The following is an 11,970-nucleotide window of genomic DNA, read 5'->3' as shown; positions in this document are numbered from 1 at the left end:
CAAGCCCTTCACCTGGACCGCCACCGCCGACGAAATCCTGGCCAAGGTCCGACTCGTCCAGGCCAACATCAAGAAACTCGTCGACAACAACGCCAAGTAATGACAACAGGATCACGAGACACTAGGACCAGTCAGGGATCCCCTTTTTGGCCCGCACGCAGGCACCGTCCACGATCGCGCGGCTCCAGCCGAGCAGGCCCTGGCTGCCAAGTTCGTCCAGCAGCGCGTGGTGCAACTGCCGCCACAGCCCATCTTTGGTCCACTGGCTGAAGCGGCGATGCGCGGTCTGGAACGGCACCCCGAACGACGGCGGCAAATCCCGCCACGCACACCCGCTGGTCAGCACATACACGATCGCGGTGAACACTGCCCGAGCATCGACCGGGGCAGTGCCACCGCCCTGCGGACGCGATGCGAACACCGGGATCAACGGCTCGACCAGCTCCCACAGCTCATCCGGCACCAACCGCAACGACAACCGATCAACCACAACCAAGATCATCGCTCACGAGTGGTCGATCACCACGTAAGACACACTCTAAGCTCGTCATCGGTGCCGGGCGACCACGTTCCGCTCTCGACCCGAACCCGCCTCAAGCACCGAGGTGCACGATGATCAATATAGCCCGTAGAATTATCATGACACGCGCTGTACCCCCGCGCCGAGCCGGCGCCAGGCGCCGCCGACAGGCCATCGAGGGCCATGGGCTGAGGTTCGCGTTCTACGGGCGGATGTCCACGGTCAAGTTCCAGGACCGGCGACGTCGTTGGGGTGGCAGCGGGAGGTCGCCGAGGAGACGATCCGAGGGCGCGGCATGCAGTAGACTTTGCCCGAACTCAATTCAACAGGCATGCAACATTCGAACGGGTCGAGCATCGTCGCGAACGGCCGGCAGATGACGCCGTAGGCGCTGTCGTCCATGGTGACCGCCCGCGCCGCGTCCACCGCCGTCGTCATACGCTCGGCGAAGCTGCGCACCTTGCTCTCGTCCGAGCCGAGTTTCTCACTGAGGACCTTGAACCCTCCGTCTGGCATGCCCGCCCCCTCTTCGCCGGAACGCTAGTCTCGCCGCGAGAACGTGCGGTCGCCGAAGTCGTCGTCCGGCGGAGCGGGACGACGCGGCACGGCGGGCGGCTTGGGCCCGGAGCCCTCCTCCTCGGTTTCGTACAACCGGCGATGCGGCTCCTGCGGCAGCTCGGGGTCCTCCTCCGGCGGGTCCGGAAAATTCCGTTCGGCGGTCTCCGCGAGGTGCCGGGCCGTGTCGTCGTCGCCGACCGTTTCAGCGAGTATTTCGCGCATTTTGTCCGGGTACTGCGACTGGGCCTTCCGGATCGCCTTCATGACGTTGGCCGCGATCTCGTCCGGGCTCATCGAGCGGACACCATCGGTCATCTTGATCGCAGTCGGGAGCCCATTGGGCCCACCGTGGCACTCACCGCGCCCCCCGCTACCGCGCCGGTGAGCGACATGTGCTCCACTTGCGCCTGCATCGCCTGGTAGCGCTGCGACTTCACCGCCGCGTCCCGCTCCCAGTCGTCGACCATCCGCTCGATGTCGGCAAGTCCGCCACCGCGCCCCCTCCGCCTGCTTCCCCGAATACTGACGGTGCCGACTCTTCCGCGGTTCCCACGCCAGGGCAAGTTCAGCACGACCCACGGCACCCCACCGGCGCGCACGCACGGCGTGAGCCCGAGTAGCGATATTCTTCCAGCATGGCTCAACCGAGGCCGACGACACCGGCCGCCGCAGCGATCAGGGCGATACCCGGGAACGACGAGAGCCCGGTTGCCGTGGCGGACATCTGCCGGGTGGCCGGGCTGGGTGGCGATTCGACGGCGGCCGGGGCTCTGCTCGTCTCGTTCCTCAACGTTTTCGGCGTCCTCGAGGTCCGGCACGACGCCGGGCGTGAGCTGGTCAGGGCGGCGACACCGAACGCCGCCCTGTTCCTGCGCAGTCTCGCCAGATACCTGGAATCCGAACACACCATCCTCGACAACTGGGGCAGGAACGGTACCGCCGATCCGCCTTACGACGAAGAGCAGGTGCTTTCCGGTACGCAGTTCCTGTACGTGATGGAGCGTCGACGGCTCCGGCTCGACCCCGCCGCGGAAACCATCCGCAGCGCGGCGGTTTCCCAGATCGTCGTCAACCGGATCGGCCACGGGCGGGAACGCCAGTTCCTGCTGCTATACGACGACGGCAGCCGACAGTACCAGCTTCCGGGCGGTCACGGTCGGCGGGGGGACGGCAGCCCGCGGGAAGTCGCCGTGCGGGAATTGCAGGAGGAACTGCCGGGATTCGTTCTCGACACTGCGACAGACCGGTTGACCGAGCTCGGTACGGTCGATGTCGCCCAGGTCTCGCGCACGAACGGCGCGGCAACCAACTACCGCATCACCTTCTTCCACCTCCGCTCGACCCGGGCGGACCTGGCGGCCGGACCGAACGCGTCGTGGGTCCCGGAGTCCCTGGTGTTGTCCGGCGATGGCGAGTTCGAGGGGCGGACCATCAACGTGACGGGCCTCCGGATGCTGAACTCGGTTCTGGCTGACGGCATCAAGGAGCTCGGGCCGAGCGTACAGGCGAGCGGACAGCAGAACTGGCTGGTGACGACCGCCCGGGCACGACCGCTGGAGTTCTGGGGCCTCGCGGTGGGAATCCTCGGCCTGGTGCTGGCGGTGGTGGTCCCGTTGCTCATGTAGTGATACCCGATCGTGGATCAGGGTGTCCGCGACATCACCCAGTAGCCGGGGTGGATCTCCGCGACCGTCCACCCCAAAGCGATCACGGCTTTGTGCAGGGACTTCCCCGCCATCGCCCGGTACGTCTCTTCGGCCATCCGCGCTCTGAGCCGGCCGCCGACACTCGTCATCGCGAGCGGCAGCCCCTCGCTCTCCAGTTCCGCCACCACCTTCTCGAGGTGATCACCGAGCTCGCTCACCGCATCGGGGCGTCCGGGTGGGTTTGCCGAGCCGGACAGGACGTACACGCCGGGTCGTACCTCTGTCGCCGACCAGCCCGCCTCTCGCTCGATCCGGCGCTTCAGGCTCGATTCGACCTCCGACGCGTAGGCTTCCTGACCCATTCGCTGACGGAGTACGCCACCGAGCACTTGAAGGCTTGGCTCCGTCCCCGCACGTTGCACGTCGTTGAACACCTCGGCCAGCACGCCGGCGAACGATCCCGTCGCCTTGGTGGACGCGGCGGTCTGTCCCGGTACCGGAACCACTCGCCACTTGGCCAGCTTCCAACCGGAGGCACCGGCGATGCGATCCTGAAGGGACCCACCGACGACTTGGCGGAACCGCGAACCGAGCTCGGTCCGCATCTCCTTCTCCACACGTTTCAACTGCGGCCATTTGCCCGTGGGCTCGTGGAGGCGTCGCACCACCCGGCCCAGGACCGTGGCGAAGTCATCGAGCGGGGCTTTTCCTCCGTCGGCTCCCGGCGCGTCAGCTCCCGGTGCGTCGACCGGCAGGCGGCCGAAAGTCACCCCGCTGCGCAGCCGGGCACGTTTGCCGTCATTCTTGCCGCTGACGATCAGCCACTGGTACCGGTCCCAAAGCTGGTCCAGGGTCTTGACCCCGAGTCGCGTCGCGAGCGGCGCCCCGGCCGGGTACCGGGATTCGAGCCAGTCGCGGAGATCCGCGACCCGCACGTGTGTTTCGTCGCCGGCGAGCCGCCGCTCGAATTCCGCTCGCAGGTCGGATTCGACCCGGCCCGCCAGGTCCGCTACCGGCACCACTTCGCCGTCCACCAGCGAAGACGTCTTCGGAAGCAGCTCGACATCGCGAGCGTCCGCGCCTCTCGCGCCCATCACCGAGACGCAGCGGACGACCTGTCCGCGCACGAGTGGCCCGCTCGCCTCCTCGTTCTCGACCCTCGAGTATTCGAACCGCAGGTTCCGCTGGTCGTCGAGGGTGATGAGCCCCCAGCGTTCTGCATCGTTGAGGAAGAGGATGCGTCCCAGCAGGCGCCCTTCGGAGGTGAGCGACTCGTCGCGGTTCCGGTCGCCGTCACCGCCGTCGACGAGGTGCACGACCGGGTCGGCATCCGGCGTGAGCACCACCAGCGGAGATTGACCGAGGACCCGCTTCAGGTCGATCGAGTCGTCGCGGAACCGCGCCTTCACCCGCACTTCCAGGAATGACAGGGGCGTCTCGTCGACCGAACGGTGCACCTCCAGCAAGGCGACGCAGAAAGCCACGACCCGCTCGCTGCCGATTTCCTCCGCGCGGCGGGAGACGGTGCGCATCGGCACGTCCTGGACCGGACGAGGGCTGAGACGATCGGCCGCGACCGTGTCGTCCGCTCGCGCGTCGACCGCGGCCGGGGAATGACCGCGCTCCACATCCCACGCGCGCAGGCCCTCCGGGCTGAAGCCCACGAAGAAGTTGACGGGCTCGTTCTCGTCGCTGTCCCGTTGGAAGTCGCGGACGCTCGGTACGAAGAAGGCCGTAGCGCCGGGCGCGAGCTGGATCCACCCCGCTTGCGGACCGTCGATGTAGTCGATGACCCCGTTCACCCGCTGGAGGAGCGACGTATCGCTCCAGAAACCCTCCGGACGGCTCCAGGGGCCGAGGTCGGTTTCCGCCACGAGGGGGAACCACCCGGGAGATTTCGCCAGCCACAGGTGGGAGCGTTTGGTCCGGCCGAGCATGTGCTTCTGGGCGAGCTGCTGCTCCAGCCGGAACCGCTCGGTGTCGTTGGTCCGCCCCTGGAACCAGAGGTAGAAGTGCAGGCAGTACTTGTAGTAGTGGGCGCGCCAGGACGGGAACTTCGACGACCAGCCGTGGAGCTTCGAGATCGCCTCTTCGACGTCGAAGTCCGGCAGCAGCTTGTACGCCTCGAACCAGAGGCGGTAGTCCTCTTCCTTGTTGCCTTGCCGGGCGAGGTTGTTGTTGGCGAGCTCCACGATGCGGTAGAGCTCCGCCGTCGTCAGTTCGCGCCAGCTCCGGTTCCCGCGCACGTAGTAGGCCTGGGCCAGTGCCCGGCGCACGGTCGGGGAACTGCGTGTGCTCGCTGCGGCCCGCTCCCACAGCGCCACCACGGAGTCGAGGTCGTGGTAGAGGCTCCTGATGTCGGCCTCGCACCGGGTCATGTAGTTGTCCCGCTGGTCGAGCGTGCCGTACAGGTGCGCGGCCGTCCCCAGGAGCTCGTTGGCCACCGTGAGGTGCTCCATGACCCACTCGCCGGCGTCGGCGGTCAGCTCGGCCACTGAGCGGACGTCGGACATCTCCTTCAGGTTGCGGGCCACGTCCACGATCGCCTGGACGTGGGTGATGTAGCCGTAGATGTTGTCGGGACTGAGGTCACGCGCCGTCGTGAAGCACTCGACGGTCCGGAAAAACCACTCGTCGGTGACGGTCAGCATGGCGTGGAGGCCCTGGTGCCTCGCGCGACGGATCTCCTGGCGCATGCGGCTGCGCCGCGCGAGACCGAGCGTATGGTGGTGCAGAGCGTCGTGGGGCGACAGTTCGACGGCCTTGCCGACGTACTCCTCGGCCTTGTCGAGGTCGCGCTCCAACCGGTACATCTGGTGACGCCCGAGGTGGTTCCAGAAGTGCGGCTCTTCGGGTACGTGATCGGTGAGGGTCTTGAGCACCTGGTGGCCCAGGCTCGGGTTGATGTCGTCCAGGCGCTCGATGAGCGGCGCGAACCCACCGCGGTCTTCGGTGCCGTCCACCATCCCGCCCTGGCGATCGACGAACATCTGCCGCAGGAGCACGCGGACCGGCTCGGCCGCGGGATCGGTGTTCATCGCGAGTGCTTCGACCAGGTCGATCGCGAGGTCCTTCAGGTGGTGTTCCCACCCCCCGTCGCCGAGCAGCTCCGAGAGCACCTGCTCGGCGAGCAGCTGGTGCAGGAGCCGCACCCGGCCGGCTCGCACCGTGATGAGGCGGGCCGCCTCCGGCCCGACCAGGTCGTCCGGGCTGATGTCGGCGTTCGGTCGCGAGATGCGCATCAGCTTCTGCAGGACCTCCACCTGGAGGCCGGTGTTCGAAAAGATGGTCGCCAGCGCCAGGTACTGCAGGACCTCGCGCACCCGGCCGCGGATCTGGCTGACGTGGGTCCGGACGTACCCCTCGAGCTTGGTGAACTCGCGCTCGAAGGTGATCAACCCGTAGAAGAACGGCGTGCGGTACTTGGCGTAACTGGGGGTCTGCAGCAGCCGGAGCTCGTCTTTCCGGTGCTTGTCGTCGGTCAGCTGGGCGTACCGGCGGCCGAAGGCGTCGCTTTCCACCCCGTTGAGCGGTTCGGAGACCGCCAGCGGCGCGTCGTCCCGCGGCCGCAACACGCGCCGAACGTAGAGCATCGTCACGCGGGCGCCCCGGGAGGCGACCTCCCGGTACAGCGCCTCGCGGTAGGGCTCGGACAGATCGCTCCCGTCGGCGACGAGGAGGACCGGCCGCTGGGTGATGACGAAGAGCTTGTGCAGGCGGTCTGCGATGAGCGGAACCCGCGCGGCGTCGATCGCGACACCGGACCGCAGCACGGCCACAGGGTGCAGCTGGTGGAGATCCCAAGCGGCGCGCAGCGCGACCGTCGTCCCGCCCGCACCAGGCTGGTGTTCGAGGACGACAGTACGGGTCCGGTGGCTGTCGAGGCTCTCCTGGAGAGCACTGACCAGCGGCGCGTGCACGGAGCGGGGCACATCGATCCCCGCCTCGAGGTCCGCCCAGCTGATCAGCCCGCCTCGCCAGAACGCGTCGTTCCCCCCTTGGCCGGCGGAGGGGGACATGATGTCGATGTCCCGGTGCAGGACGTTCAAGTGCTCCTGGAACGACTGGAGCGTGTCCGGTGCGATCGGAACGGTCTTCCCGGAGATCGTCGGCAGGCCGTAACTGCGCTCGGTGGCGCTGCTTCCCACGGTCTCGGCGAGCCGATCGAGGAGCTGCTGCACCGGGAGCGGGACGGTGTTGACCGGGATCGGCGGTTCGAGCTGCGCCACTCCGACGTGGATGAAGGTCGCCGCCCCACGCAGCATTTCGTCCATCACATCGACGACCTTGAGCATGCGGTCCCGGCCGCTGTCCTGGGCGTTGTCGGTACCGCCCGCCAGCAGGACGACGACGATGGGCACGTCCCCCGTTGCCGAGTGGAGCGCGGCGGTGAGCTGCCGAACAGCGTCGAGGCGCTGGTAAACCCATTCGCGGAAGGCGAGCTGGGGCTCGCGGCGCAGCGTGGATCCGGCAGCCAGCAGCCAGGCCGTTCCTTCGTTGAAGTCCACCTGCGGTCGCTCGGCGACGAACACGTGCGAGGCGCGCTGCGTGTCCAGCACGGGCCCCGCCACGGCGCGGAGACCGTCGCGGTCCGACATCGGGTCCAGGTCGACGATGGCCGACCACGGCAGGCGGCCGAGTGCCGCCAGGGAGTCCTGCCGGGGAAGTTGCTCGGCGACCAAGACGTAACGCGCCGCCCGCGGAGCGAAGCCGGACAAGGTGTGCCAAAGCGATTCCCACAGCTCGTCGTGTGCCCCGGAATCCGCATCGGCGGCTACCGGCGCGGTTTCCCCGGGACCCGGGAATTCCAGGTTCAGCCTCGTCGCGTACCAGGCGGCGTAGGCAACGCACATCCTGGCCTTGGCGCTGGAGGACTCGAATCGGCACGCCCACCGCAGGGCCGCGATCATCCGCGTCAGCAGGATCTGCCTCCGGAGATCGTCCGACCGTCCCGGTTGGCGCTCCACCCACGACGTGAAGCCGGCGCGCGAGGAGCTGAGGAAGGCGTTCAACCAGCCGTAGCCGTCGGGAACCGGGCTCTGCGCCGTTTCCTCCGCACGCTGGAGGCATCGGGAGAGGACCGGGCGCGGAATGTCTTCGTAGTAGTTCACGAGGACGCTGACTTCGAGGTACGCGAGGTCGTAGCCGGCTATGGATTGGCGGGCCTGGTCGATGTCGACGATCCAGAACCCGCGGTCGTCCTGGTTCATGGATTCGCTGCGCGGCACCAGGAGGTTGCCGATGTGCAGGTCACCGTGAACCGTGGCGCCCATGACCGGCAGGGACCGGTCGTCGGCGGGGTCGAAGATCATCGAGGGGTTCATGAAGGCGTGGCCGTCCTCGACCACGACTTCCTTGCCGTCGAAGATCGACCTCACGATCGACACACAGGTCTCGACGCGGTCCTCGCCGAGGACACCGACGAGCAACTCGGACGCCGTGACCTGCTCGATGACGTTGGGTTGCGACCAAGCGGCCATCAGATCACGGGCGAGGTCCTCGGCGATACCGGCCAGGCCGGTCGACTCCCGGCTGGGAGGTGCGTACCGGCTCAAGCTCCCACCGGCGGTCTCGTGGAGCGAGGCGACGAGACGCTCGCCGGTACCACTGGACGGGTGAAGCTTGAACAGTCGCGGTACGTGCTCGGCGGCGAAGGCCTCATCTGCCTGACGGATGAGCCGGTGCGCCTTGAATTCGTTCGGGGCTGTCAGATCGTCCTCGGTGGGACCGACTCGGAACACGTAGGAACCGGGGCTCAGGTCGGCCGTATCCCCGCTGATGTCGAGACGAGCCAGTTCCACGCCGGACCGACCAGGACGGATCTTCTCGAAGTAGGTCTTGGCATCCGGGAACCACAACTGCAGTGCTTCCTCCGCGAATTCCCCATGGAGCTCAATGGCAGAGCGCAACTCTGAGTCCACCGTGTACCTCTTGATCATCTACCGTCGGGGCGAAAGCTCGCAGTTGTGGGCAGGCCGGTCGCCCACAAGGTCGTGGGGTACGCGGTGCGCGTTACGATACTGCCCACTCTTACGGCGTGATCAGCCGAATGATCCACCTCTCCACACCGTGCCGCCAGTTCGCCTCCGGAAGCCGCGCCGCGGCGGCGTGTCCGCGCACCGTCACGTCGGCGAGGTACCTCCCCGGCCGAGGCAGGGGAAGATAACGGACGCTGTGCCCCGGAAGGTGGACGACGGGACCGCCGACAGTGGTGGCCAGGCACACCTTGTCCCCAGTTAGCACGAGCTCGGGTCCGCGCGTGCCCATAACCGGCCACCGCTGCACCCGGCGGCGAGCTCCAGAGTTCGACGCGGACGTGCGCGTAGTGGTCGGTCCCGCCGCTGTGCAGCCCGCCGTGGAAGATCCCGAAGGCCGGGGGGCCGCGGCTGTTCTTCCAGCAGGTGCCGGAGGGCAAGGTCGCGAAGAACCGGGTGCACCTCGACGTCCGGAGCGCACCGGGCCTGCAGGGCGAGGAACGGACGTCGGCGCTCGAAGCGGAGTGCGCCCGGCTGGTCGCCCTCGGCGCGAGCCGGGTACGCCGCTTCGAGCCCGAACCGCCGCTCAGCGCCGGGTTCATCGTGCTGGCGGACCCCGAAGGCAACGAGTTCTGCCTGGATTGAGCCGCGGTGGCGTTACGGCTTGCCTTTCGGCCCGGGGTCCGGGTGCCGGTCACCGCCCGGCTTCTGCGGACCGCCGCCGGGCGGCGCCGGGTCACGGGCGGGCTTGGCCGGACCCGGCTTCGGGCGGGCCACGTCGACCACGGCCGCCGCCGCCCGCGACGAAGCCATCACCACGGCCGACGGCGGCGCCAGCGTGACCGAAGAGGGAACCACGACGGAGCTGGTGGGCGGCGCGGCCGCGGGCAAGAGCGCCGGCGTGGTCCCGGCGTCGGCCGGCCTGGTGAGCACCGCGGCGACCACGGCCGCCGCGGCCACGCTCACCAGACCACCGGCCGCGGCCGCCGCACGCCGCCGGCCGGTCGCCCGAGCGACGGGTGGCACCGCGGCCGCGCTCGGCAGCCACCCGGTTGTCTCGACCTCGGCCCCACCCAGCAACCGTGCGACCTCCTCCGCGCTCGGTCGGTCCCCAGGCTCCCGCACCGTCATCCGGACCAGCACATCCGCGAGCGCCGCCGGTGTTCCCTCCGGAATCCGCGGCGCCCCGGTGCAGCCGGGCCGTCGCCGATTCGGCCAGGGTTCCCGGAAACTCCAGCTGCGCCGTCAAGCACTCCAGCAAAATCAGGCCAAGCGCGTAGATGTCGGCCGACGGCCCGGCCGCCTCCCCCAGGATCTGCTCTGGCGCCAGGTAAGCCGCCGTGCCGGTGACCAGGCCGGTGCCGGTGATGCGGGTGGCGTCCAGCGCGTGCGCGGTGCCGAAGTCGGTGAGCACCGGGCCGTCGGGACCGAGGAGGACGTTCGTCGGCTTGAGGTCGCGGTGGACGATGTTGCGGGCGTGGACGTGGGCCAGCGCCTCCGCCAGCCGGACCGCCAGCTCGCGCACCTCCGCCGCGGTGAACGGCGCGGCGCACAACCGCTCGGCGAGGTTCTCCCCCTCGACCAGCTGCATCACCAGGAACGGCCGGTCCGCCTCCGTGCCGCTGTCGAACACCGCGACGATCCCGGGGTGCTGCACGCTCGCCAGCAGGGTCTTCTCCCGCGCCCGGCGCAGCTGCTCGACGGCCACCACGTGACTGTCGTAGACCTTGACCGCGACCGCGCGCCCCAGCTCCCGGTCGACGGCCCGGTGGACCCGGGCGGTGGCTCCCCGGCCGATCAGCGGCCCGAGCTCGTACCGCCCGGCCATCACCTCGTTCGACATCGGGCAGGCCCCCATCCGGCTCGGCCACCCCTCCGGTACCCGCCACGGTGGCCCACGCAAACACGCCCGGCGCAATTACCGGTCGAGCCGACAATGCGTCCTCGTCGCCGGCGTCTGCACCGGCGTCATGGTGCCCTCGGCGGCGGGCCTGACCAAGGGCCGCCCGTGCACCACGCAGTACCTCTCAAAGGCCGACCTGGCCGCCCAGCAGGCCCAGGTGATCGACGCCCGGGTGGTCGACGACGGCGAGCTGGTCACCGCGGGCGGCGTCACCTCGGGACTGGACCTCCCGCTCCGGCTGATCACCCGAGAGCTGGGCGCGGCAGCCGCAGTCGGAGCGGAAGGCGTGCTGGAGTACGAGCAGCGCGGTGCGGTGTGGCGGCGGCCGTGAACACTTGGCACCCGGACTGCCGCTGCGAGCCGCGGGACTCGCTACGCACTCGCCCGCCCCATCGCGGTGGCACGGATCGAAGTACTGCTCATGCCGCCTGCCGCACAAATGAGAGTTGCGGGTCCGCATCAAGCCGGGACCGCGGCCTGCTTGGCGGCGGCCGGAGCGAGTGGCTTGCGGAGCACGACGACGTCCTCATGCGCGATCAGGTGCAACGGCAACCCCTGCTCGCGCTGCTTGCGAATGAAGTCGCGCTGGAAGAACGAGCCACGGACGACGAGGTCGGTGTCGGCGACCCGCGCCAGCAGAGCGACACACCGTTCGACCGGAATCAGGCCGGCGGCACGGCCGCAGGCGATGATCTGCGAGGGCAGGTCGATCAGCTCGGCGTGCTCGCGCCACGGGCGCACGGTGATCGCGATGTGCCCGCCCGGGCGCAGCACGGCCGCGCAGCCGATCAGGACGCGGGTGAACCCGGCCAGCAGTCGGTGGTGGCCGACGTTGGCCAGGTTCCCGCGGTCGAGGGCGCTGCCGTAGCGGTGGTGGAACTTGTGCACCTTCCCGTCCGGTGAGTCCGTGGTCGCGGTGACAACCTGCCCGTGGGTGGAGGTCCCGTACGGCGGTGAAGTGACGATCAGAGCGGCCTGCCCGTGGTAGCGCTCGGGCAGCAAGTGCGGCAGCCTGCGGGCATCGCCGCGCAGGATCTCGGCGTCGTGCTCGTGCCCACGTCGGCGCGCCAATCGCAGGTTCGCGCGGGCGACGCTCACCCAGTGCGGCTCGTACTCCACGCCGACCGCGCGGCGCCCGGCGTCGATGGCCTCCACCAGTGTCGTGCCGGAGCCGGCCATCGGGTCGAACACGAGCTCGCCGGGCCGGGTGTAGTGCCGGATCGCGTACGCCGCGACCGCGGGGTGATGGCGCTCTGTGATTAGGGCCAGTCCTGCTCTCTGAAAATCCCCAGTCGGGTGTCCTGTCGGCGCGTCGTTTGCGCTGGTCAACGGCCCTCGGGTGACGGTTTCGGTGTTGATCACCGTGGA

The 11,970-nt window shown here is 68.9% G+C and carries 8 protein-coding genes and 2 pseudogenes; 4 read left to right on the top strand and 6 right to left on the bottom strand.

Annotated features, from left to right (window positions below; translation table 11 throughout):
- Nucleotides 1–120 precede the first annotated feature (120 nt).
- From ACLJQZ_RS48005 to ACLJQZ_RS47995, 3 genes and pseudogenes are all read right to left on the bottom strand, one after another.
- A pseudogene (locus tag ACLJQZ_RS48005) lies at nucleotides 121–490 on the bottom strand (transposase); the annotation flags it as partial.
- Nucleotides 491–742: 252 nt separating this feature from the next.
- Nucleotides 743–1,036, bottom strand: coding sequence for a hypothetical protein (locus ACLJQZ_RS48000; protein ID WP_410628366.1), 294 nt, complete (start codon nucleotides 1,034–1,036; stop codon nucleotides 743–745).
- Nucleotides 1,037–1,060: 24 nt separating this feature from the next.
- The gene (locus tag ACLJQZ_RS47995; protein WP_410628365.1) at nucleotides 1,061–1,393 is read right to left on the bottom strand and encodes a hypothetical protein; all 333 of its coding nucleotides are present in this window, start codon (nucleotides 1,391–1,393) and stop codon (nucleotides 1,061–1,063) included.
- A 320-nt stretch (nucleotides 1,394–1,713) separates the two neighbouring features.
- On the opposite strand from ACLJQZ_RS47995, the gene ACLJQZ_RS47990 reads away from it, so the two are divergent.
- The gene (locus ACLJQZ_RS47990; protein ID WP_410628363.1) at nucleotides 1,714–2,703 is read left to right on the top strand and encodes an NUDIX hydrolase; all 990 of its coding nucleotides are present in this window, start codon (nucleotides 1,714–1,716) and stop codon (nucleotides 2,701–2,703) included.
- A 17-nt stretch (nucleotides 2,704–2,720) separates the two neighbouring features.
- On the opposite strand, the gene ACLJQZ_RS47985 is transcribed toward ACLJQZ_RS47990, so the two are convergent.
- On the bottom strand, nucleotides 2,721–8,279 hold the full coding sequence (locus ACLJQZ_RS47985; protein ID WP_410628361.1) for a hypothetical protein: 5,559 nt from the start codon (nucleotides 8,277–8,279) through the stop codon (nucleotides 2,721–2,723).
- Between the two features lie 60 nt (nucleotides 8,280–8,339).
- On the opposite strand from ACLJQZ_RS47985, the gene ACLJQZ_RS47980 reads away from it, so the two are divergent.
- Both ACLJQZ_RS47980 and ACLJQZ_RS47975 read left to right on the top strand, forming a co-directional pair.
- Entirely contained in the window at nucleotides 8,340–8,639 is a 300-nt protein-coding gene (locus ACLJQZ_RS47980; protein ID WP_410628359.1) for a hypothetical protein, read from the top strand.
- Between the two features lie 386 nt (nucleotides 8,640–9,025).
- Nucleotides 9,026–9,344, top strand: a pseudogene (locus ACLJQZ_RS47975) (VOC family protein); the annotation flags it as partial.
- Between the two features lie 91 nt (nucleotides 9,345–9,435).
- Here the strand turns inward: ACLJQZ_RS47975 and ACLJQZ_RS47970 are convergent.
- A complete protein-coding gene (locus ACLJQZ_RS47970; RefSeq protein ID WP_410628357.1) occupies nucleotides 9,436–10,542 on the bottom strand; it encodes a serine/threonine-protein kinase in 1,107 nt (368 codons plus the stop codon).
- On the opposite strand from ACLJQZ_RS47970, the gene ACLJQZ_RS47965 reads away from it, so the two are divergent.
- Nucleotides 10,481–10,933 (top strand): DJ-1/PfpI family protein, encoded by a 453-nt coding sequence (locus ACLJQZ_RS47965; RefSeq protein ID WP_410628355.1) that lies wholly within the window; start codon nucleotides 10,481–10,483, stop codon nucleotides 10,931–10,933. The two genes, ACLJQZ_RS47970 and ACLJQZ_RS47965, sit on opposite strands and share 62 nt — an antisense overlap.
- A 128-nt stretch (nucleotides 10,934–11,061) precedes the next feature.
- On the opposite strand, the gene ACLJQZ_RS47960 is transcribed toward ACLJQZ_RS47965, so the two are convergent.
- Complete coding sequence (locus ACLJQZ_RS47960) at nucleotides 11,062–11,964, bottom strand: TRM11 family SAM-dependent methyltransferase (RefSeq protein WP_410628368.1); 903 nt, start codon at nucleotides 11,962–11,964, stop codon at nucleotides 11,062–11,064.
- Nucleotides 11,965–11,970 lie beyond the last annotated feature (6 nt).

It is taken from the genome of Amycolatopsis sp. cmx-8-4 (assembly GCF_046548675.1).
In the GTDB taxonomy this organism is placed as follows: Bacteria; Actinomycetota; Actinomycetes; order Mycobacteriales; family Pseudonocardiaceae; genus Amycolatopsis.
Note: the sequence above shows the minus strand (reverse complement) of the source record. Positions and strands in the feature narration are given on the sequence as shown.